Genomic DNA, 19,830 nt, shown 5'->3' with positions numbered 1-19,830 from the left:
ACCGCCTATTCGGAGTTTCTAAACAGAGACTGTGACTGTACCACCACCCCGTCGCCTGCTCGTGCCAGTAGCTGATTCGGTGACGGTCCGTAACACCGTCGCCTACGCCGTTGAACAGGCCGAATCGGCGGCCAAAGAGGGACAACAACAGATATCGCTGCACCTCGTCGCCGTCGCAAGCACGCGCGCTGTTGACCCTGACGCCCAGACGGAACTTGGCCAGGCAAAGGACCTGCTCGACCGAATCGAGGTCTGGCTCGACGAAGACCTGGGTGCTGTCCCGCCGTCGAATCTCGACGTTGAACTGGGCGTCATCGGTGCCGACCGCTACCTGTTCAGCCCCGGTGATTACGCCGACGCAATTCTGACCTACGCCGACGAACACAGCATCGAACGGGTCGTCCTCGATCCGGAGTTCAACCCGGGCGGCACGACGCCGATGCTTCGGCCGCTCGAAGTCGAACTCGTCCGGGGCGATATCGAGGTCGAGACCGCGCCCGTCGAGCGGCCAGCGCGGTCGACCGCGCTTGCTCGCGCCGCGACGCTCCCAAAGTATCTCACCATTTTCGGAACCTCGTATCTGTTTTACATGCTGTTGAGTTCGTACAAACCGCTGGATTTCCTCACTGGCGCGATAACGGCGACGATTGTCACTGCGTTGCTTGCACCGATCGCGTTCAGCCGCCAGCCGTCGCTGACACGGGTTCCGAGACAGCTCGCACGGCTGGCGATTTACGTTCCGTACCTGCTCAAGGAAATCGCCGTCGCCAACCTCGAAATCGCCTACGTCGTCTTGCACCCGTCACTGCCTATCGACCCGAAGATGGTCGAACTGGAGGCCGCCATCTGGGGAGACGGACCAGTGACGACGCTTGCAAACAGCATCACGCTGACGCCCGGGACACTCACCGTCAGCGTCTCTGAGCAGGCGTTCGATATCCATTCGCTCACCGGCAGTGCCCGAGAGGACCTGTTCGACGGCGGCCTCGAACGAGCCGTCCGGTTCGTTTTCTACGGCCGGGAGGCAGCAGCGATTCCCTCGCCACGCGAGCGAGGACAGGGGGACGACGGCGCGGTCGAGGGCGATATCGGCGACCCGGAGGTGGCCGACGATGATTGAGTTCGAAGCGGCACTGTTGGCTATCGCCGGCGCGTTCGTCCTGTTCGCTATCGTGGCGCTGTACCGTGTGTTCGCAGGGCCGACAGACCACGACAGAGTTATCGCGGTCAACGTGATGGGGACGAACACCGTCATCGCAATTGCGCTCGTCTCCGGCGCGCTCGATAAGCCGCTGTTCCTCGATATCGCGCTCGTGTACGCCTTGCTGAACTTCCTGCTCTCGATAGCGTTCTCGAAGTTCAACGTCGAGCACGGAGGTGTGCTATGACGCCGACAGAGTGGGCGATTGTCGCGCTCGCGCTTGTCGGGGCGTTCTTCGGCGGCGTCGCCTCAATCGGAATCGTGCGGCTGCCTGACGTGTACACGCGCGCTCACGCGGCATCGAAAAGCGACACGCTGGGAGCCGTCCTCAGTATTGCTGCCGCCGCGCTCGCGATTCAGACCGACCTCGCGACTATCAAGGCCGTCTTCCTGCTGGTGTTTATGTTTCTGACGAACCCCACCGCCGCCCACGCTATCGCCCGGGCGGCACAGGACCAGGGTATCGAGCCGTGGACCACCAGCGATGAGGAGGGGAAGTCATGACACTCTCACTCATCGAGGGCTTGTTGCTGGTGTTCGTGCTGGGCTGTGCTATCGGTGCGGCCGTACTCCGTGACGTGCTGGCGTCACTGATGGCGTTTGCTGCCTACAGCCTCGGTATTTCCATTATCTGGGTGATGCTTGAGGCCCCCGACGTGGGGCTGACCGAAGCGGCTGTCGGGGCCGGAATCATGACGATACTGTTCATCCTGGCGCTGGCAAACACCGTGCGGCCACAGGAGAACGGCCTGTTCGAGTCGATCAGCGTTCGAACCGTCGTGCTGGTCGGCGCGTTCGTCATCGTCATGGTTGCGACCGTGCCGTCGCTGCCTGCCGTCGGTGCGGATGGCGCTGCGAACCCCGTTGTCAGCGGCGACGTAACGCAGTACTACCTCGAAAACGCCTACGAAGACACGGAAGTGAAAAACGGTGTGACGGCAGTGCTCGCGGCCTACCGTGGGTTCGACACGCTGGGCGAGGCCGTGGTGGTCTTTTCGGCCGGCGTCGCGGCGCTGACCGTCCTCAGACAGGAGGTGTTCGCATGAGTAGCGACGAGCGTACCGGGCTTTACGTCGAGAGTACCATCATCATGACGACGGTGCGGGTCGTCGCGCCGTTCGTACTCACCTTCGCTCTGTTCGTGATGTTCCACGGGGCGAACTCCCCCGGCGGCGGCTTCCAGGGCGGAGTCATCGCCGGGTCGGTCGTGATGATGCTCGCCTTCGCCTACGGTATTGACGCGGCTCGAGAGTGGCTCGACGTTCGCGTCGTTGCCGCGCTCGCGTCCGGTGGTGTGCTCACGTTCGCAGCCATCGGGCTGGGAACGATAGTTCTGGGCGGGAACTTCCTCGAGTATCACCTGTACGAGCAGTTCATCTCGCATGTGGTCGCCTACGCCATCGAGCTTGTCGAACTGGCCATCGGTGGTATCGTCGCCAGCGTTGCCATCGGCCTCTTTTTCCTGCTCGCGGCGGGATTCGGCCACGCCGTCGATTCACCGGAGGATGAGAGCTGATGTTTGAACTGCTGAACTCACATTACAACTACTTCGCGGTGATGCTGCTGCTTGGCATCGGCCTGTATATGCTCATTGAGTCTCGGAACCTAGTAAAGAAGGTCATCGGGATGAATATCTTCCAGACAGGCATTTTCCTGTTTTTCATCACGCTCGCGTTCCGGGCCGGCGGGAACCCGCCAATTATCAAGGATGGTGGTGGCCCCTACGTCAGCCCGCTCCCGCACGTGCTCATTCTGACCGCTATCGTCGTCGGGGTGAGCCTGACCGCGGTGGCGCTTGCGCTCATTATCCGCATCTACGCCGAGTACGGCACGCTGGACGAAGACAAACTCAAACAGCTCTACTATGATTGAACAAATCCCTGTGTTGCTGGTGGTCCTGCCCATCGTCGGCGGCGCGATACCTTTGGTCGCTAGCCTTGTCAGCGAGCGGGCAGGGTGGCCAGTCGCGACGCTGACGCTCGTCGTCCAGGCCGGCCTGGCCGGACTGCTCGCGTGGACTGTCAGCACGAGCGGGACTGTGTCCTACGCGGTCGGTGGTTTCGCCGCCCCGTACGGTATCGAACTCGTCGTCGACGGCCTCTCAGGGGCCGTCGCCGTGCTCGTGGCCGTCGTGTCACTGGGCGTGCTCGCGTACGCTCGACAGGCCGGCCCACATTCGGGTCCCTTCTACGGCCTGTACCTGCTTCTGGTCGCCGGCCTGACGGGCATGACGGTCACTGGCGACGTGTTCAATCTCTACGTGTTCCTCGAAATCACGGGGCTTGCGGCGTACGGCCTCGTGGCGAGCGGCCGGGACGCCAGTGCCGCCGTCGCGGCGCTGAAATACCTCATCATCGGGACCGTCGGGGCCTCACTGTACCTGCTTGGCATCGGCTACCTGCTCGCGGCGACAGGCACGCTCAACATGGCCGACCTTGCGGCGAAGCTCGGGGAGATGGCGGCGTACGACTCGACGCTCGTCCTGACCGGGTTCGGGCTGATGGTCGGCGGACTGACGGTGAAAGTCGCCCTGTTCCCCTTGCACACCTGGCAGCCCGACGCCTACGCGAACGCGCCGGACACGGTGAGTGCGTTCATCTCCGCGCTCGTCTCGACGGTCTCGGCGTACGCGCTCGCCCGCCTGCTGTTCTCTGTGTTCACTGTTGAGTTCCTGACGGCTGTGCCCGTCGCTCGCTGGGCGCTGGTCGGGCTGGCCTGCGTGAGCATCATCGCGGGGAGCGCGCTCGCCGTCTCGCAGGACAGCGTTCAGCGGATGCTGGCGTACTCCTCAGTGTCACAGTTCGGCCTCGTCGTCGCCGGGTTCGCCATCGCCACCCCGCTGGCCGTCGTCGGCGCGACTGTCCACCTGCTCGGCCACGCAGTGATGAAGGGTGGATTGTTCGCTGCGACGGGCATTATCGAGCGCAAGACGGGTGCGACGACGGTGAACGGCTACGCTGGGATGGGGAGCCGCGTCCCGGTTTCGGCGTTTGCCTTCGCCGTGCTTTCGCTGGCGATGGTCGGCGTTCCGCCAGCAGTCGGTTTCGTCGGCAAGTGGTACATCGTCCTCGGCGCGGTCAACGCCGAGAACTGGCCCGTCGTGGCCGTCTTGCTCGCGAGTACGCTCCTGACGCTGGCGTACTTCGCCCGCCTCGTCGAGCGGCTCTACTTCGCCGAGCCGACCATCCACGCGGAACCCGACGAGGCACCCGTCACAGACGGGAGCGGACAGGCGGTCTCGTTCGGGATGATCGCCGTCGTCGTCGTCGCGGCCGCACTCGCAGTCGCGCTGACCGCAGCCGTACCGGAGTTGCAGAGAGTGCTCGAAGAAACGCTTCCACCCCTTCTAAACCAATGACTGAGTCGCTACGCCCAATCCTGGCAATCCTCGTCTCGGCGGTGGCTATCCCCGTGATTCTCTCGCTCAAACGACGGCCGAATCTGCGAGAGGGGGTGACCCTGACCGTCGCGTTTGCGAAGTTCGCGATCATTGCGAGCATGGTCCCCGGCGTCCTGAGCGGAACGGAGTACGAATTCGTCATCGGACAGTTCGCCACTGGTATTGAACTGGCGTTCACCGTCGATCCGCTTGGGCTGCTCTTTGGCCTGCTTGCGAGCCTGCTGTGGATCGTCACGAGCTTCTACAGCATCGGTTACATGCGCGGGCTGGACGAACACGCCCAGACGCGCTATTTCGCCTCGTTCGCCGCCAGTCTCGCATCGGCGGTCGGCGTCGCGTTCGCGTCGAACCTGCTGACACTGTTCGTCTGCTACGAGCTACTGACGGTGTCGACGTACCCGCTCGTCACCCACGACGAGACCGACGAGGCCCGCGCCGCCGGCCGGAAGTACCTCGCGTATACCTTCGGCGGTGGGGTCGCAGTCCTCGGTGGGACTGTCCTCGTGTTCGTCCTCGCTGGGACGACCGCGTTCACGCCGGGCGGGCTCGAAGGTCTCGCGACAGCCGACCCGACGCTGGCACGGGCGGCGTTCGCCCTGTTGGCGGCCGGCTTCGGCGTCAAGGCTGCCCTGATGCCGATGCACTCCTGGCTCCCGGACGCGATGGTCGCGCCGACGCCGGTGTCGGGTCTGCTCCACGCCGTCGCAGTCGTCAAGAGCGGTGTGTTCGGCATCGCTCGCGTGGTGCTGGACGTGTACGGAACCGGGACGATGGAGCAACTCGGCGTCGGCCTCCCGCTCGCCGCGATTGCGGCCTTTACTCTCCTGACAGCGAGTATCATCGCACTCAGGCAGGACAACCTCAAGCGCCGGCTGGCGTACTCGACGATCAGCCAGCTATCGTATATCGTGCTGGGACTGGGGCTGCTCCACGGACAGGCGCTGACCGGTGGACTGCTTCACATCCCCGCCCACGCGTTCATGAAACTCACCCTGTTCTTCTGTGCTGGCGCGATTCACGTCGAGACCCACACCGACGACATCAGCGACATGGCCGGAATCGGGAAGCGGATGCCGCTGACGATGGCCGCCTTCGCCGTCGCCGCGGCCGGGATGGCCGGGATTCCGCTGGTCGCTGGCTTCGTCAGCAAGTGGTATCTCGTCATCGGTGCGCTGAGTCTCGAAAGCGGTGGGCTCGTATTCGCCGCTGCGTTGCTGGTCTCGGGCGTCCTCAACATCGCGTACTTCTGGCCCATCGTCTATCAGGCGTACTTCGAGTCGCCGGAGAGCCACGACGAGAAGCCACTCATCGAGGGACCATTCGGCGGACGAGACGAGATTCGGGCCGACGGCGGTGAGGACCACGACTCGGACGCTACCGGCGGTCACTCCGACGAGGACGAGGTGCCGAAGCCGGAACACGTTGACCACCTCGGGAAACACGACGAGGAGCACGAACATCACGGCGGCCCCCCCGCAGGGGGCTGGGACGACCGTGGCTGGCGCGGCGGCGAGAGTACGTGGTTTATGCTCGGGCCAATTCTCACTGCGGCCACGCTGTCGCTCCTGCTGGGGACAGTGCCGTACACCGCTGTCTTCCTGCGGATCGTCGACACCATCGTCGGTAATCTTCCGGGGGTGATGGCCTGATGTCGATGCTTACAGCGGTTCCGCCAGTCGTCGTCCTACTGGCGCTGGCAATCGTCGTGTCCCGACTCCCGCGGCGTGCCGGTCACGCGGTCGGTGCGCTCGTACCAGCGCTCGCGGTGCCGTGGGCGGTCATGGTCCCTGAAGGTGCACATCTCCATGTAGACAGCTTCCTCGGGTTCGAAGCCGTCCTGCTGAACGTCGACCCGTTCTCGCGGCTGATGGGGATCATCTTCGGGCTCATCGCCGCGGTTGCTGTACTCTACTCCTACGCCAGCGAGGCGGACACGACACAGACGGGGTACGCGCTCTCGTACGTCGCGACCAGCTTTGGAGCCGTCTTCGCCGGCGACTGGCTGACACTCATCTTCTTCTGGGAGCTGATGGCCATCACCAGTACGCTGCTGGTGTGGCATTACGGCGGCAGGGCGGTCCGGGCCGGCTTCCGGTACGCCCTGCTACACGGACTTGGCGGCACGCTGTTGATGGCCGCTATCCTCCGGCACTACGTCGCGGTGGAGACGTTCCTGTTCGCGTCAGTGCCGGGCGGTCCGGAAACGGCCGGCATCACGTCCGGACTGGCCGCCGCGCTCGCAGCCATCGGTATCGGCGTCAACGTCGGCTTCATTGGCCTGCACGCGTGGCTACCAGACACCTATCCGCGCCCGCACATCGCCGCTAGCGTTTTCCTCTGTGTGTTCACAACCAAGACCGGCGTCTACGGGATGTACCGCGCGTTCCCCAACGGCCACGAAGCCATCGCGTACATGGGCGGCGGGATGGCTATCTTCGGCGCGCTGTTCGCACTGTTCCAGAACGATATGCGGCGGCTCCTCTCGTATCACATCCAGTCGCAGGTCGGGTACATGGTCGCCGGCGTCGGGATCGGGTCGTCACTGGCTCAGGCTGGCGCGTTCGCCCACGTGTTCAACCACATCCTCTACAAGGGCCTGCTGTTCATGACCGCCGGTGTTGTTATTTACCGGACCGGGACGGAGAGCCTGAAGAAACTCGGCGGTCTCTGGCGAGAGATGCCAATCACGGCAGGTGCATTCTCCGTCGCTGCGCTATCTATCGCTGGCTTCCCCGGCTTCAACGGGTTCGTCAGCAAAGGGATTATCATCTCCGGGAGCCACTATACTTTCAGCAAAGGACCGCTCCCGGTGGGTGAGTTCTATACGCTCGAGTGGATGCTGCTGCTGGGCGGCGTCGGCACATTCATGTCGTTCATCAAGTTCGGCTACTACGCGTTCTTCCACGGCGAGTACGACAGCAGCGTCCCGGACGCGAACCGTCTGCAGAGCGTCGCAATGGTGTCCGTAGCCGCGCTCTGTATCATCTACGGTGTGTACGACACGGCACTGTTCACCATCCTTCCGTTCGACGTGACGAGCGGAGCAGTCGTCGACCACGTCTACAAGACCTACACTATTCCCCATCTCATCGAGGGAGTCGTGCTCGCTGTCCTCGGGCTGATCGGCTTCGCGGTGACAAAGAAGCCCCTCTCGAAGCTCGGACGGGTCCCGGACGTCGATTCGCTGTACAACCCGGCTATCTTCTACGGGTCTCGTGGTCTCGTTGTTGGAGTGACCGAACTGTACGCCGCCGTAGACCGCGTAGTGGTTCGGGCCACGAGCATCGTCACGCAGACAGTGACTTCCCCGGACGACGTTATTCAGCGGCTCCGTGACGACGATAGTCTCGTGCATCCGATGCGGGCCGGCATCGGACTCAGCATCCTCATTCTTGCAGTATTCGTTACGGTAGCGCTGCTGGCCCTTTCATGAAGATTCAAAAACATCTTCTGCGATAATTGCGTACTAGATCGGCCGTATCTGGTTTCAAACACCCAAAGAATAGCTGTTAACAGACAGGGTAATTACAGTTTCTGATAATACAGGTGCAGACTTATATAGCTCCATAGCCACGATTCGGTAAGCACGGCATAACAGGGGAACCTGTTGATGCGTGCGGACAAGACAATGGAACTCAAACGATTCTTCAACGACGACGATGCTGTGTCGCCGGTCATCGGGGTCATCCTGATGGTCGCAATTACGGTCATCCTCGCGGCCGTTATCGCAACATTCGTCCTCGGTCTGGGCGATCAGGTCAGCAACACGGCACCGCAGGCTAGCTTCAGTACGGACTACGACTCAGATAAGGGCGAGGTTACGGTAACTCACGACGGTGGTGATTCGATCAAGGCAAGCAACCTCTACTTCAGAGGGAGCGGATTCAACTCCGGTGCTGCTGCTACTAATGAAATCGATAGCAATAACGAGCAGTGGCCGAGTGCCAACGCCAGCAGTAACAGCAAAGTCGTTGCAGGTGACAGAGTCGCTGTCATGGTCTCTGGCGATAGCTACGACTTCAGCGTTGTCTACGAGTCGGCTACCGGCGACAACTCTGCGACACTCGCCACTGCATCCGGACCGGACGCATAAGCCCGCGGTATCTCATTTTTTCCGGCACCGAAACCCGTGAGTTTATAATTGATGGACACCCTGATGTTCGCTGTATTCCCTGCGATGGGTGGTGGGGACTGGAGAGAATAATATGAGCAAGCAGGTAGAACGGTCGGACTCCGCTGGGGACGACGATCTTTCAAAAGGCGAAATATTCGACGTACTGCAGAATGAGCGGCGTCGGTACACGCTTCAGTATCTACGAGAACACGACGGGCCAGTACAGCTCGGCGACCTTGCGTCACACGTCGCGGCACAGGAGTACGACTGCCCGAACACGGCTGTCACGAGCGCCCAACGGAAGCGTGTCTACACCACGTTACAGCAGTCTCATCTTCCGCGGATGCATGAGACGGGTATCATCGACTATGACGACGAGAACGGGACGATCTCCAAGACGGCACACACGGAGGAACTCACTGTCTATCTCGAAATCGTGCCGGGAAGCGAGTTCCCCTGGCGCGAGTACTATCTCTCGCTCGGCGCGGTCAGTCTAGCAATCGTGACGATTCTCTGGGTCGGCGTCTACCCGTTCACGGTCATTCCACCGCTGGTCTGGGCCACGCTGATCGCGATTGTGCTCAGCGTCTCCGCAGGCTATCACACCTACGCTGGTCGTGAGATGACTCTGACTGAGTATGTGGCAGAGGAAGCCGAGTCCGACAACTAAACTTCTGTTTATTTCACGGTGTTCATTGTTTCGTTTGTCTTGGTTAGCGCTGAACTATTCATGCAGCGCTATATCAAATTTCGGCGGTACAGCCACCCTTGAAGGCTTTCAAGGCAACGTTGAACGGCTAAAACGTGCTGTGTGTATAAGTGGGCCCCTCTCATGTGGTTGAAGCAGCACACCCCGCGAGCCAGTAAGGAAATCCTTCAAACTATAGGGGTTTCCTACTCGGGTCACGCTCGCGGTGTGCGTCGAACAAACCATGGATATCAAACAACTCATCCACGACGACGACGCAGTGTCGCCGGTCATCGGGGTCATCCTGATGGTCGCAATCACGGTCATTCTGGCCGCAGTAATCGCCTCCTTTGTGCTTGGTCTCGGTGACCAGGCGCAGCAGGCCACGCCGCAGGCAAGTTTCAGTTTTGAGTATGACGCAAGTGCAGGTTCAAATTCCGATTCTGGCCTCCTAACGGTCTCGCATGATGGTGGCGATACCATTGAGGCAGGCAGCCTGTATATCCGAGGAGAGAACATGGTGACAGACTCAGACCTCTCAACTGAAGGCTTAGACTCCAGCCCGGATCAGGCAGACTACGATGCTGATGATGGAGCATGGTCCAGTACGTCGGCTTACGGTGCCAAGGATAGCGAGGTTTCAGCCGGCTCAACTCTGGATGTTGGTGTGTATAGCAACTACGATGTCAATGTCGTGTATGAACCACCTGAAGGCGATTCGTCTGCAACACTGGGTTCCGACAGCGGACCTGACGCATAACTGCGTCTCTATTCTTGTTTTATCAAGGTAACAAGCTGCAGCATTCTCTCCACGACACTTTTATTGCCAGATATCTAGTGACTGGTAACAATGGAAAAAACGCGGGCCATTACCACCAGTGTAATCGCCATTATACTCGGCGTTACACTGCTTTCCGGCCCGCTGGTCCCCGGCGTAACACTGGCAACGGAGCCGGAGCCAGTCGCACTAGAAACTGGCAACGTCACGGTTTCTGCAGTCGAAATGCCTGAGAAAGTAACGCTTGAGAAAGGGTCCTACGGGGCGGCGAGCTACTACCTCGATGCGCCACCGGTCCGCATACAGTTCGCGAATCGAACCGGACAGCCGACACTCGTCTACGAACTCACAATCGAGGAACTGGGGTACACGCGGACGACGAATCACTTCTTGGACGACTCGACCGGTGACACGTACGACCTGACGCTGGCGTCGGACACGTTCACCGACGGGGAGATCAAGCGCGAACAGTACAACGGCACGGTGACCGTGAGCAAGCGCGACGGGGCGGGCCACGGCGTGGTGGCGACGCGCAACGTCACGATATCGGTGGTCAAATGACGGCAACAGAGTTTGTCGGACGTCTTCGACGGCGGACGCCCGCCCTCTCAAACACTCGCGAGACAGCGTACGCTGTGCTGTTTGGCGACCGGCTCGGCCTGATCGTGTTTCTCGCGACAGTCGTGCTGTTCGGGCTGGTGTGGCGGACGGCGTTCCTGATAAACGATTCCTACACGCTGGCGAATGGGCTGTACAGCCTCTCAAACGGACAGCTAGCGATGACTGAAGCTGCCTACGGCCCTGGACTCAACACGCCGGGGGCAAATAACTACGGCGGCCAGTGGCACGCGCGAAACTACGGCGTCATTGTCCTCTCGCTACCGCTCGTGTTCGTGCTTGACCTGCTCACCACCATCGTCGAGCTCCGCATTGCGTTGGTCGCGCTCTGGTCGCTCGCGCTGTTGGCGCTGGTGGTCCAGTGCAGTTACTACACCGACGACGACTGGATTCTCTACGGCGGTACTGTCGCCGTTCTGGGACTGTTCGGGCTGAACGTGATACTGGCACAGCCACTCGACGCCGGTCGAATCCATCTGTACGCGCTGCAACTGACGCATCTCCTTATTGCGGCGTTCACGCCGGTGGTTCTCTATCGGCTCCTCAGCCGGATGCAAACACGTCGGCAGGGGCTCCTGGGCACCGTGGTACTCACGGCCGGGACACCACTCGCGTTCTGGGCATCCGTGCCGAAGCGCCACGCCGTCACCGGGACGGTGGTGGTCTGCATCGCGTACTGCCTCTATCGGAGCCGCAAGCCAACAGACGGAGGAGTTATTACGCAGCCACAGACCTTCCGCGCGCTCGCCTACGCGCTGGTAGGACTGTACGCGTGGGTGCATGCGCCGGAAGCACTCCTGCTCTGTGTCGCCCTCGCGCTGGTCGATATCCCGACAGCACCGGACAACAGTCCGCGAACGCTCGCTCGTATCGGCGTCGTTTTCGGCCTCTCCTTGCTGCCGTTCGTTATCACTAACATCGTTATCTCGGGCTCTCCGGTTAAGCCCCCGCGATTGATTGCCCGCGGTGGCTCTCTGGGCGGCGGTACTGCGAGCAGTGCAAGCGGTGGCGGCGGTAGCGGCGGCAGTGGTGCCTCTGGTGGATTGCTTACACCGCTGGCACCTCTGCTTGGGCCCATAGAGAGCGGAATGCGTCCACTGCTGTTGCTGGGCGGCGAACTCGCGTCAGGATTCAAAGCGCTCCAGCAGCAACCAGATGACGTGTATCACGCCTTCGTCCGGTCAGGAAGTGCAGGCGGTGCGCTTGATAAGACCGGCGAGGAATCCGTCAACCTCTCAGTGCTCGAATCCGCGCCGGTTCTCGTCGCCATCGCCGGTACACTCCCGGTCGTCCGACGATTGCGTTTGCCATCGTCGATAGCTGACCGAACACTCAGTGCCGACCGCGTCGTGGACGCGTTTGCCATAGCGGCATTCGTCGGCGTTATCCTGCTGTACAACAACCGCTTGCCACTGCACGCGCAGGTGACTGCCCGGTATCTGTTCCCCCTCTACCCACTCGGCGTGTATCTGCTTGTGCGGCTTCCAGCGGTACGCCAGACTCTCGCAGACCACTGGCACATGTTCCTCTGGGCAGTTGCAGGAACAGTGTTGATCGGCGGGCAGCTGACCGTAGTGTTCGTTGCGCTGACGGTGAACGGTATCGGCGAAGCGTTCCAGTTGCACGCGCTGCTCGCGCTTGGCGTTGCTGTCCCACTCAGTATCTGGGCGCTGTGCGGTCGCTCCAAAGGTCGAGCCGGGCAGGTCGGTGCAGCGCTTCTCGGTGCTGCAACGGGTGTAGCGGCTGTGTTTCTACTCCTAACCACCGTCGAGTACTACGCACTGGGTGATGCACACCTCCTGCCGATGATGCGAGCACTCGGTGAGCTGCTGACGCTCTACTGAGTCGGTGACGGAGAATTTTAGTACGGGCTTGTAGTACCGCCAGCATGGACCGACTCAAGAAGTCCCTACTCGAAGCGCCAATCATCGAGAAGGAAGGCTATCACTACTTCGTCCACCCCATCAGCGACGGGGTCCCGATGCTTCGACCGGAACTTCTGCGTGAAATCGTCATCAAGATCATCCGGAAGGCAGAACTCGACGACGTCGACAAGATCGTCACACCGGCGGCGATGGGTATCCATATTTCGACAGCCGTCTCGCTGATGACCGATATCCCACTCGTCGTCGTCCGAAAGCGCCAGTACGGGCTTGATGGGGAAGTATCACTGTCACAGGTAACTGGCTACTCCGAGAGCGAGATGTACGTCAACGACGTGTACGAGGGCGACCAGGTGCTCGTGCTCGACGACGTGCTCTCGACCGGCGGGACGCTAGCCGGGCTCACGGGCGCGCTCGAAGACATTGGCGCTGACATCCGCGACATCGTCTGTGTCATCAAGAAGGCCGACGGGACGAACAAGCTTGACGAGGCGGGCTACGACGCCAAGACGCTGATCAACGTCCAGGTCATCGACGGCGAGGTCACTATCGTCGACGAGCACGGCGACGACTAGAACGGCTGTTGATACGGTTCCTGTAGGTCGCACCAGTACTCACAGCCGTGGGAGCGTCCCTCCAGAGCGGTGAGACACGGCGGCGGGATACTCAGAGCAGCCGACAGCGTCGTAGCGTATGACAGAAGACTTGAACCCGTTCAGGCCACACGCTCCAGCAGCTCGCGAGGCGCATCAGGCATACTGGACCACTCCAGTCGCTCACGGATTTATGAGCGACAGAATATAGCGGGAGGTAGATTTGAACAACGCGAGCCCCTCGCTACCGCTCGGCGTTCTCTCGTTCAAATCTACTGGCCAATAATTGCCGAACTCAGCGACGCTCGGCGATGAAACGCCTCGCTGGAGGAGTGAGTTCGGCAAAATGATAGCGGGAGGTAGATTTGAACTACCGATCTGCGGGTTATGAGCCCGCCGGAATCTCCTGGCTATCCCATCCCGCTACCTTCTCGTAGTTCGGTCCCCTCATTAAGGGTTGTGATTCGAGTGCCGTCCGTGAGTTAGTAACGCGCTACGGTCACCCGTCCGCGTGGACCTGCCAGGTGAAGAGACTCTCGGCGACATAGTTGACCAGCATCGCGACCCCAATCGCGAGCGGGCTCGCGGCGATGAACCACAGGTCAGTTCCAGCGACAACGAGTTCGATCATCAGCCACTGCGTGAGTAGCCAGTAAACTGCGAGCTGGACCGCGACGCCGCCGGACCGGACCAAGTGGGACTTGCCGAGGCGCTTTGCGAACGACCGGCGACCGGTCTCACCCTGACCCGCGAACGTCCAGTGTTCGTTGACCAGAAACATCACGAGAATCGCCGTCTCGACGCCCGCGGCTTTGGCCCACATGTCGCTGACGCCGAATGCCAGGCCGAGCACGGCGAGGACGGTGTTGTCGCTTATCGCGCCGACGACGCCGACGGAGACGAACTGGCCGAACCGGACGCCCGAGACCAGCGACTCGAACCGGTCCGGGACGAGGCGTCGGACCCGCCGTTCGAGGTCCGTCATCGGTCCTTCTCGACGAGGGCGGTCGGCTCGTCGAGGTGCTCGGCCAGGGCGGTGTGGAACCCGTCGTCGCGCAGTTGCTTCGAGCGGTGGCGAGCCGTCAACAGCGCTTCGAGCAGGTCTATCGACGTTCGTATCGGCGACACCGTCGAGCCGGGCTTGTCCTCCCACTCGATGGGGACCTCCTCGATACACAGGTCCAGCGCCGCGGCGATGGCTACCAGTTCGACGTCCCACGCGAAGCCGGGTTCGTACAGATGGTCGCGGACGCGGTCCCAGGCGGCCGCATCGATGGCTTTTGCACCGCACTGGTAATCATACAGCCGTACGTCGAGCAACTGGCCGGCCAGCCACGCGAAGCCGTCGCCGAGGAATCGGCGAGCGAACGTCTGGTGGCTGGCGACGATGGCATCCGGGTGGCGACGGGAGCCAACGGCGAGGTCCGTCCGCCCCTCGGTGACCGGGGCCAGTATCCGTTCGAGCGAGGCGACCGGTGTCGATCCATCGGCGTCGACAAAGGCCAGCACGTCGGTCTCCATCCGCTCGAACCCGGCAGTGATAGCTGCACCTTTCCCGCGGCGATAGGGCACGGTGTGGACTTCGGCTGGGAGCGAGCGGAGCCGTGCGGGAACACCGTCCCGGGGTGCATCAAGTTCAACGACTATAGTCTGCGGTTCAAGAGCATCGTCGATAGCGGCGATATAGGTCCCGAACTGCTCTGTGTCGGGACGGTAGGCGGGGAGAACTACCCCGACGGAACGCGACATTGCCGAATAGTGGGACAGGCGGAACTAAAAACAGTTCGAAGCTGCCGGTTCCTAACCAGTCGATAATCGCGGGAGCAACAAAAAAGCGTATAGGCCAGCGAACCGGTCCCTTCACTGATGCAATACGGGCTCCTCGCCACCTGGCTCGCCCTCTACCTCCTGTTACTGTACGCTGGCGGAACCGTCGCTGGACTGCTGTTTCCCCGCTTTGCCGACCGTGGACTCGCCTTCGGCGTCCCGGTCGCCGTCTCGATACTATGGCTGGTCACCTACTTCGTCGGTCGCCTCTCGCTGACGCTTGGCGTCTGGCTCGGCGTCGCCGTGCTCGCGACGAGTACGGTAGCTGTCCGGCGGGTCGACGGCGCACTCGACCTCCGAACGTACGCCGAAACGGCGGGCGTGTTTACCGTCGGGTTCCTGTTTCTTGTTGGCATCCGAGCGTTCGACCCTGCAATCGTCCCCATCGGCGGCGAGAAGTTCCTCGATTTTGGACTATTACAGTCGCTCGTGCGGGCTGACAGCCTCCCGCTGGAGGACATGTGGTTCGCCGGCGAACCGGTCGCGTACTACTACGGCGGGCATCTCATCACAGCGATTCTCACCAGGATAACGGGGACCGAAGGGCAGTTCGCGTACAATCTCGCGCTAGCGGGGTTTTACGCCACGCTGGTCACAGCGGCGTACGGACTGGCGGGCGCTGTCGCGAGCGAACGCGGCCTCCCGCGACGGCTAGCGGCCGGCCTCACGGCGTTCTGTGTCGGGTTTGCCAGCAACCTATCGACACCGGTCAAGTTCGTCATCTGGCTCTTGCCCGGAGGGCTGGGCCAGAGCGTCGCCGAACGGGCCGGCTACGAATTGAAAGGGCTCGCGGCGGGGCCAGACTCGTTCAGTTACTGGGACGCGAGCCGCGTCATCGAAGACACGGCATCTGATTTCGGCACATACGAGCCCAGTGTGGCGCTAGTCATCGATGAGTTCCCGCTGTTTTCCTGGCTCAACGGCGATATGCACGCCCACATGATGAGCACGGGATTCCTGTTACTTGCTGCTGCGCTCTGTTTCAGCTACTACCAGACGCCGGCCGCCGAACGCCGGCGGCGGCTCGGACTACTTTTCGCTGCGCTCCCGGCCGTCGCGGGCATCATGGCCGTGACGAACACGTGGTCGTTCCCATCGGCGGGCGGGCTGGCGCTGCTGACAGTAACCGTCGCGCCGGCCGACCCAACGACGCTCCTACCAGAGGCCATCGGACAGCGACTCCGGCTGAACGGGTCGGGGCAAGAGGGTGTCCGGATCGGAATGGGACTGGGCGTCGCTGCTGTCGTTCTGGTGCTGGGACTGCTCTGGTCGCTGCCGTTCTGGCTTGGCCCGGCGAGCGGACGCGAGATCGCCGTCCTGCCAGACCGGACCTCGCTGCTGGAGTTGCTGGCCGTCCACGGCCTGTTCGTCGCCCCGTTCTGGCTGTACCTGTACGCCCAGACCGGGCGAGCCGTCGAGCGAAGTACGGCCCGAATTGTCGGTCTCGTGGCCGTTGGCACGGCGGCGCTGGCGGCGACGCTTGACATCGCGGCGGTCGGCCTGCTTGGTCCGCTACTGCTGGGCGCGTGGCTGTTCGCGCGCTCACCGACGCTTGCCAGAACAGTCGATGCGGTCCCGGCGCTCGCTGACGGTGGCGACCGACCTGTCGGCTTCGAGTCCGTGCTGATTCTCGCCGGTGCGGGTCTGGTCCTGCTCGTCGAGTTTGTCTTCGTCAGGGAGAACATCGGCCGGATGAACACCGTCTTCAAGACGTATATGCAGGTGTGGGTGCTCTGGGGGGTCGCCGCCGGCCCCGTGCTGGCGTGGCTGCTTACCCGCTGGCGGCCGGCCGGCAAGCAGGCACGAGAATGGACCAACATCGGCGTCCGAGCGTTCGTCGCCCTGCTTGTCTGTTCGGCATCCCTGTACGGCGTGTTCGCGCTCTCGAACCACGTCGAGTACGCCGGCGACCCGACGCTGGACGGCCTGGCGTACCTCGACGACGACCACCCCGCGGAAGCCGAGGCAATCCGGTGGCTCGACGAGACGACGACCGGACGGCCGACCATCGTCACGGCCGCCCCCGCTGACTACGAGTGGGACGCCGCCGAGGGCGAGGGCGCGAGCGCGCCGTCGAGCCTGACCGGGCTGCCGACCGTCGCGGGCTGGACCCACGAAGCCCAGTACCGCAACGACACGGTGTACGACCGCCGCGTCGACGACGTGGCGACGATTTACACGGGCGAGCCGGCCGAGCAGCGTCGCCTCCTCGAAGCCTACGACGTGCGCTACGTCTACGTCGGCCCCGCAGAGCGGGCCCGCTACGGCGACGTAACTGTCGACCAGCTACAGGGCGTGACCGTGGCGGAACAGGCCGACGGCGTCACTATCTATCAGGTGCGACCGGAGTACTTCTGAAAACGGAGAGCGGATTGCTGCGGGCGAACGGCAGTTACTCAGCGCGCAGTGTCGGGCCGATCAGGACTCGGCGTTCGGCGGTGCGCGCTCGCGGAGGACGGTGACGGCTTCTGCCTCAATGTCGTCTGTATCTAGGTGCATCGGGATGTACTCCTGGGTTTTGAACGTCTCCTCCTCGTCTTCCGAGCCGATAGTACACCAGAGCTGTGGCCGGTCCGGGCCGTGCCAGTCGCCCTGCCGTGAGACCGAGAACACCTCGTACTCCTCGTCGTCGTACTCGATGCGGCCACCCTTGCGCAGCCCCGGGTCGCCGTGGATAATGAGCTTCTTCATGCGCGTTCCTTTGCCAACAGCGTACTTAGTGACTTCGAAGCCGATTGCGACACAGCGCACCAACCGACAGAGAGCGACCGTGAACCGGCCTGTAACTAGAATGTCCTTATATTCTTGCCGATTGTGGTTAGATGCTTAACACCATGATAGCGGAGATTTATATATCCGAATAGATGACAGTCGTGTATGTTGAAACAACACCAGCGGTCGTGCGAGCGGGCCTCAGTCGTCGTCAGCCCGATGGACGACGACGGACGGATGGAACTCCGAGATGTCGAAGCCGACGAGACCTACGAGGTCGTGGACTACATCGACGACGAACTGGCAAAGAAACTGAGGTCACTCTCCGCTGGCGAAGCGGTGAATCTCGAACTCATGGCTGGAACGGACGCCGCTGACGTGTTCGGCGCGGTCCGCATCAAAGCGACCGGTCCCGCCGCGCGGTTCCAGTAGGCTGTCATGGGGTGGGTCGGGCGGACAGACGCGGGAAGTGGGGCAAACGGCAGGTGCGAACCAAACGGGTTTTAAGCGGTCACGTCAAATCGCTCGGTAAGGCCGATATCTATGCAGATGCCACGACGATTCAATACGTACTGTCCGCACTGTAACGAGCACCAGGAACACGAGGTCGAGAAAGTCCGGAGCGGCCGCCAGACCGGCATGAAGTGGATCGACCGCCAGCGCGAACGCAACTCCGGCATCGGGAACGACGGGAAGTTCTCGAAGGTCCCGGGTGGCGACAAGCCCACCAAGAAGACGGACCTCAAGTACCGCTGTGGCGAGTGTGGGAAGGCCCACCTCCGCGAGGGATGGCGCGCCGGCCGACTGGAGTTCCAGGAGTAACGATGGCAGGAAGCTTCATTACCGTCGAATGCCCCGACTGCGAGAACGAACAGACTCTCTTCGAGAAGGCCGCGAGCGAAGTTTCGTGTGCCGTCTGTGGCCACACAATCGCCCGCCCGACGGGCGGCAAGGCCGACATCGAAGGCGAAGTGACCGCCGTCGTCGAGGCCCGATAGGATGAAATACAGCGGCTGGCCCGAACCGGGCGAACTCGTCGTCGGCAAGATCGACGAGATCGAGGACTTCGGCGTGTTCGTCGACCTCGACGAGTACGAGGGCAAGCGCGGCCTCTGTCACATCTCCGAGGTCGCCAGCGGATGGATCAAGAACGTCCGCGACCACGTCAACGAAGGGCAGACAGTCGTTGCCAAGGTGCTTGACGTCGACGAGAGCGCCCAGCAGATCGACCTCTCGATCAAGGACGTCAACGACCACCAGCGAAAGGAGAAGATTCAGGAGTGGAAAAACGAGCAGAAGGCCGACAACTGGATGGAACTGGCCTTCGGCGAGGACTTAGACGACGAGACCTACGCCGCCATCGCAAACGAACTGCTGGCTGAGTTCGGCTCGATGTACGACGGGTTCGAATCAGCGGCAATCCACGGCAACGACGCCCTCGAAGAGGTCGACCTCTCCGAGGAGGAAATCGACGCCATCGTGCAGACGGCTCGGAACAACGTCTCTGTGCCGTACGTTCAGGTCACCGGCTATGTCGACCTGTCCTGTCCCGAAAGCGACGGCGTCGACATCATCAAGGAAGCACTGCAGGCCGCCGAGGGCAACGGCGAGGTCCCCGACGAAATCGAACTCGAAGTGACCTACGTCGGCTCACCTGAGTACCGCATCCAGGTGCAAGCGCCCGACTACAAGACCGCCGAGGACGCGCTCGAAGAGAGCGCGGACCGCGCCGCGGCGGTCGTCCAGCAACACGGTGGAACGGGACAATTCCACCGTGAGCGCAGCGAAGACGACGAGTAAGCCGGTTGTCGTTCAGTGAGTCACTACCGATGAAATCGGATATCCGCGTCTGCACTGCCTGGAAGTCCGAGCACGCCCGGCCGGTGTACACGCTGGACGACACCTGTCCGGACTGCGGGGCCGAAGCAGTCAACAGCGTACCCGCGCCGTTCTCGCCTGAAGACAGCTACGGCGAGTATCGACGTTCTCTTAAGCGCCGCAGCCGCGAATAAGCCG

24 protein-coding genes and 1 tRNA gene are annotated in these 19,830 nt (G+C 62.0%); 21 read left to right on the top strand and 4 right to left on the bottom strand.

Going from position 1 to position 19,830, the window contains the following annotated elements; all coding sequences use genetic code 11:
* Positions 1–79: 79 nt before the first annotated feature.
* The 15 genes from DVK01_RS09650 (at position 80) to hpt (ending at position 13,257) form a co-directional block, all read left to right on the top strand.
* Positions 80–1,120 carry a monovalent cation/H+ antiporter subunit E gene (locus DVK01_RS09650; RefSeq protein WP_232794549.1) on the top strand — a complete coding sequence of 347 codons (1,041 nt, stop codon included), beginning with the start codon at positions 80–82 and terminating at the stop codon, positions 1,118–1,120.
* Positions 1,113–1,388, top strand: coding sequence for a cation:proton antiporter (locus DVK01_RS09645; RefSeq protein ID WP_004518724.1), 276 nt, complete (start codon positions 1,113–1,115; stop codon positions 1,386–1,388). Before DVK01_RS09650 ends, DVK01_RS09645 begins: the two co-directional genes overlap by 8 nt.
* Complete coding sequence (gene mnhG, locus DVK01_RS09640; RefSeq protein WP_101349446.1) at positions 1,385–1,705, top strand: monovalent cation/H(+) antiporter subunit G; 321 nt, start codon at positions 1,385–1,387, stop codon at positions 1,703–1,705. Before DVK01_RS09645 ends, mnhG begins: the two co-directional genes overlap by 4 nt.
* On the top strand, positions 1,702–2,247 hold the full coding sequence (locus tag DVK01_RS09635; RefSeq protein ID WP_101349445.1) for a DUF4040 domain-containing protein: 546 nt from the start codon (positions 1,702–1,704) through the stop codon (positions 2,245–2,247). Before mnhG ends, DVK01_RS09635 begins: the two co-directional genes overlap by 4 nt.
* The gene (locus DVK01_RS09630) at positions 2,244–2,717 is read left to right on the top strand and encodes a Na(+)/H(+) antiporter subunit B (RefSeq protein ID WP_053966162.1); all 474 of its coding nucleotides are present in this window, start codon (positions 2,244–2,246) and stop codon (positions 2,715–2,717) included. The genes DVK01_RS09635 and DVK01_RS09630 overlap by 4 nt, the downstream gene beginning before the upstream one ends.
* The gene (locus DVK01_RS09625; protein WP_053966163.1) at positions 2,717–3,073 is read left to right on the top strand and encodes a cation:proton antiporter subunit C; all 357 of its coding nucleotides are present in this window, start codon (positions 2,717–2,719) and stop codon (positions 3,071–3,073) included. The genes DVK01_RS09630 and DVK01_RS09625 overlap by 1 nt, the downstream gene beginning before the upstream one ends.
* The gene (locus DVK01_RS09620) at positions 3,066–4,559 is read left to right on the top strand and encodes a monovalent cation/H+ antiporter subunit D family protein (RefSeq protein WP_101349443.1); all 1,494 of its coding nucleotides are present in this window, start codon (positions 3,066–3,068) and stop codon (positions 4,557–4,559) included. The genes DVK01_RS09625 and DVK01_RS09620 overlap by 8 nt, the downstream gene beginning before the upstream one ends.
* Positions 4,556–6,250 (top strand): cation:proton antiporter, encoded by a 1,695-nt coding sequence (locus tag DVK01_RS09615; RefSeq protein WP_101349442.1) that lies wholly within the window; start codon positions 4,556–4,558, stop codon positions 6,248–6,250. The genes DVK01_RS09620 and DVK01_RS09615 overlap by 4 nt, the downstream gene beginning before the upstream one ends.
* Positions 6,250–8,034 (top strand): Na(+)/H(+) antiporter subunit D, encoded by a 1,785-nt coding sequence (locus DVK01_RS09610; protein ID WP_101349441.1) that lies wholly within the window; start codon positions 6,250–6,252, stop codon positions 8,032–8,034. The genes DVK01_RS09615 and DVK01_RS09610 overlap by 1 nt, the downstream gene beginning before the upstream one ends.
* 195 nt (positions 8,035–8,229) lie before the next feature.
* A complete protein-coding gene (locus DVK01_RS09605) occupies positions 8,230–8,694 on the top strand; it encodes a type IV pilin (RefSeq protein WP_064288288.1) in 465 nt (154 codons plus the stop codon).
* 112 nt (positions 8,695–8,806) lie between these two features.
* Positions 8,807–9,385 (top strand): hypothetical protein, encoded by a 579-nt coding sequence (locus DVK01_RS09600; RefSeq protein WP_101349440.1) that lies wholly within the window; start codon positions 8,807–8,809, stop codon positions 9,383–9,385.
* Positions 9,386–9,647: 262 nt separating this feature from the next.
* A complete protein-coding gene (locus tag DVK01_RS09595) occupies positions 9,648–10,163 on the top strand; it encodes a type IV pilin (protein ID WP_121536487.1) in 516 nt (171 codons plus the stop codon).
* 90 nt (positions 10,164–10,253) lie between these two features.
* Positions 10,254–10,742 (top strand): hypothetical protein, encoded by a 489-nt coding sequence (locus tag DVK01_RS09590; protein WP_121536485.1) that lies wholly within the window; start codon positions 10,254–10,256, stop codon positions 10,740–10,742.
* Complete coding sequence (locus DVK01_RS09585; RefSeq protein ID WP_121536483.1) at positions 10,739–12,643, top strand: hypothetical protein; 1,905 nt, start codon at positions 10,739–10,741, stop codon at positions 12,641–12,643. Before DVK01_RS09590 ends, DVK01_RS09585 begins: the two co-directional genes overlap by 4 nt.
* A 44-nt stretch (positions 12,644–12,687) precedes the next feature.
* A complete protein-coding gene (gene hpt / locus DVK01_RS09580; protein WP_004518711.1) occupies positions 12,688–13,257 on the top strand; it encodes a hypoxanthine/guanine phosphoribosyltransferase in 570 nt (189 codons plus the stop codon).
* A 368-nt stretch (positions 13,258–13,625) separates the two neighbouring features.
* Here the strand turns inward: hpt and DVK01_RS09575 are convergent.
* The 3 genes from DVK01_RS09575 to DVK01_RS09565 form a co-directional block, all read right to left on the bottom strand.
* Positions 13,626–13,700 (bottom strand) — tRNA-Met (locus DVK01_RS09575).
* 74 nt (positions 13,701–13,774) lie between these two features.
* Positions 13,775–14,260: a GtrA family protein gene (locus tag DVK01_RS09570; protein ID WP_101349436.1), complete on the bottom strand. Its 486-nt coding sequence runs from the start codon at positions 14,258–14,260 to the stop codon at positions 13,775–13,777.
* Positions 14,257–15,024, bottom strand: a complete 768-nt coding sequence (locus DVK01_RS09565) for a glycosyltransferase (RefSeq protein ID WP_121536481.1) — start codon at positions 15,022–15,024, stop codon at positions 14,257–14,259. The genes DVK01_RS09570 and DVK01_RS09565 overlap by 4 nt, the downstream gene beginning before the upstream one ends.
* Positions 15,025–15,141: 117 nt before the next feature.
* On the opposite strand from DVK01_RS09565, the gene DVK01_RS09560 reads away from it, so the two are divergent.
* A complete protein-coding gene (locus DVK01_RS09560; protein ID WP_121536479.1) occupies positions 15,142–17,460 on the top strand; it encodes a DUF2298 domain-containing protein in 2,319 nt (772 codons plus the stop codon).
* A gap of 60 nt (positions 17,461–17,520) precedes the next feature.
* Here the strand turns inward: DVK01_RS09560 and DVK01_RS09555 are convergent, their stop codons facing one another.
* Positions 17,521–17,793, bottom strand: coding sequence for an HAH_0734 family protein (locus tag DVK01_RS09555; protein ID WP_064288282.1), 273 nt, complete (start codon positions 17,791–17,793; stop codon positions 17,521–17,523).
* A gap of 186 nt (positions 17,794–17,979) precedes the next feature.
* On the opposite strand from DVK01_RS09555, the gene DVK01_RS09550 reads away from it, so the two are divergent.
* From DVK01_RS09550 to DVK01_RS09530, 5 genes are all read left to right on the top strand, one after another.
* Positions 17,980–18,246: a hypothetical protein gene (locus DVK01_RS09550; RefSeq protein WP_121536477.1), complete on the top strand. Its 267-nt coding sequence runs from the start codon at positions 17,980–17,982 to the stop codon at positions 18,244–18,246.
* Positions 18,247–18,357: 111 nt separating this feature from the next.
* Positions 18,358–18,636, top strand: a complete 279-nt coding sequence (locus tag DVK01_RS09545) for a 50S ribosomal protein L44e (protein ID WP_004593654.1) — start codon at positions 18,358–18,360, stop codon at positions 18,634–18,636.
* A gap of 2 nt (positions 18,637–18,638) precedes the next feature.
* Positions 18,639–18,812, top strand: coding sequence for a 30S ribosomal protein S27e (locus DVK01_RS09540; protein WP_004518703.1), 174 nt, complete (start codon positions 18,639–18,641; stop codon positions 18,810–18,812).
* A 1-nt stretch (position 18,813) separates the two neighbouring features.
* On the top strand, positions 18,814–19,614 hold the full coding sequence (locus tag DVK01_RS09535) for a translation initiation factor IF-2 subunit alpha (protein ID WP_064288280.1): 801 nt from the start codon (positions 18,814–18,816) through the stop codon (positions 19,612–19,614).
* Between the two features lie 29 nt (positions 19,615–19,643).
* Entirely contained in the window at positions 19,644–19,826 is a 183-nt protein-coding gene (locus DVK01_RS09530) for an RNA-protein complex protein Nop10 (RefSeq protein WP_121536475.1), read from the top strand.
* Positions 19,827–19,830: the final 4 nt, after the last annotated feature.

The sequence above is a fragment of the Haloarcula sp. Atlit-120R genome, from assembly GCF_003665885.1.
GTDB classification, from domain to species: Archaea; Halobacteriota; Halobacteria; order Halobacteriales; family Haloarculaceae; genus Haloarcula; species Haloarcula taiwanensis.
Note: the sequence above shows the minus strand (reverse complement) of the source record. Positions and strands in the feature narration are given on the sequence as shown.

Excerpts from the sequence above, each read along its gene's own strand:
- DVK01_RS09645 (WP_004518724.1), top strand. The coding sequence starts at position 1,113 with ATGATTGAGTTCGAAGCGGCACTGTTGGCTATCGCCGGCGCGTTCGTC.
- mnhG (WP_101349446.1), top strand. The coding sequence starts at position 1,385 with ATGACGCCGACAGAGTGGGCGATTGTCGCGCTCGCGCTTGTCGGGGCG.
- DVK01_RS09635 (WP_101349445.1), top strand. The coding sequence starts at position 1,702 with ATGACACTCTCACTCATCGAGGGCTTGTTGCTGGTGTTCGTGCTGGGC.
- DVK01_RS09630 (WP_053966162.1), top strand. The coding sequence starts at position 2,244 with ATGAGTAGCGACGAGCGTACCGGGCTTTACGTCGAGAGTACCATCATC.
- DVK01_RS09625 (WP_053966163.1), top strand. The coding sequence starts at position 2,717 with ATGTTTGAACTGCTGAACTCACATTACAACTACTTCGCGGTGATGCTG.
- DVK01_RS09620 (WP_101349443.1), top strand. The coding sequence starts at position 3,066 with ATGATTGAACAAATCCCTGTGTTGCTGGTGGTCCTGCCCATCGTCGGC.
- DVK01_RS09615 (WP_101349442.1), top strand. The coding sequence starts at position 4,556 with ATGACTGAGTCGCTACGCCCAATCCTGGCAATCCTCGTCTCGGCGGTG.
- DVK01_RS09610 (WP_101349441.1), top strand. The coding sequence starts at position 6,250 with ATGTCGATGCTTACAGCGGTTCCGCCAGTCGTCGTCCTACTGGCGCTG.
- DVK01_RS09605 (WP_064288288.1), top strand. The coding sequence starts at position 8,230 with ATGGAACTCAAACGATTCTTCAACGACGACGATGCTGTGTCGCCGGTC.
- DVK01_RS09600 (WP_101349440.1), top strand. The coding sequence starts at position 8,807 with ATGAGCAAGCAGGTAGAACGGTCGGACTCCGCTGGGGACGACGATCTT.
- DVK01_RS09595 (WP_121536487.1), top strand. The coding sequence starts at position 9,648 with ATGGATATCAAACAACTCATCCACGACGACGACGCAGTGTCGCCGGTC.
- DVK01_RS09590 (WP_121536485.1), top strand. The coding sequence starts at position 10,254 with ATGGAAAAAACGCGGGCCATTACCACCAGTGTAATCGCCATTATACTC.
- DVK01_RS09585 (WP_121536483.1), top strand. The coding sequence starts at position 10,739 with ATGACGGCAACAGAGTTTGTCGGACGTCTTCGACGGCGGACGCCCGCC.
- hpt (WP_004518711.1), top strand. The coding sequence starts at position 12,688 with ATGGACCGACTCAAGAAGTCCCTACTCGAAGCGCCAATCATCGAGAAG.
- DVK01_RS09570 (WP_101349436.1), bottom strand. The coding sequence starts at position 14,260 with ATGACGGACCTCGAACGGCGGGTCCGACGCCTCGTCCCGGACCGGTTC.
- DVK01_RS09565 (WP_121536481.1), bottom strand. The coding sequence starts at position 15,024 with ATGTCGCGTTCCGTCGGGGTAGTTCTCCCCGCCTACCGTCCCGACACA.
- DVK01_RS09560 (WP_121536479.1), top strand. The coding sequence starts at position 15,142 with ATGCAATACGGGCTCCTCGCCACCTGGCTCGCCCTCTACCTCCTGTTA.
- DVK01_RS09555 (WP_064288282.1), bottom strand. The coding sequence starts at position 17,793 with ATGAAGAAGCTCATTATCCACGGCGACCCGGGGCTGCGCAAGGGTGGC.
- DVK01_RS09550 (WP_121536477.1), top strand. The coding sequence starts at position 17,980 with ATGTTGAAACAACACCAGCGGTCGTGCGAGCGGGCCTCAGTCGTCGTC.
- DVK01_RS09545 (WP_004593654.1), top strand. The coding sequence starts at position 18,358 with ATGCAGATGCCACGACGATTCAATACGTACTGTCCGCACTGTAACGAG.
- DVK01_RS09540 (WP_004518703.1), top strand. The coding sequence starts at position 18,639 with ATGGCAGGAAGCTTCATTACCGTCGAATGCCCCGACTGCGAGAACGAA.
- DVK01_RS09535 (WP_064288280.1), top strand. The coding sequence starts at position 18,814 with ATGAAATACAGCGGCTGGCCCGAACCGGGCGAACTCGTCGTCGGCAAG.
- DVK01_RS09530 (WP_121536475.1), top strand. The coding sequence starts at position 19,644 with ATGAAATCGGATATCCGCGTCTGCACTGCCTGGAAGTCCGAGCACGCC.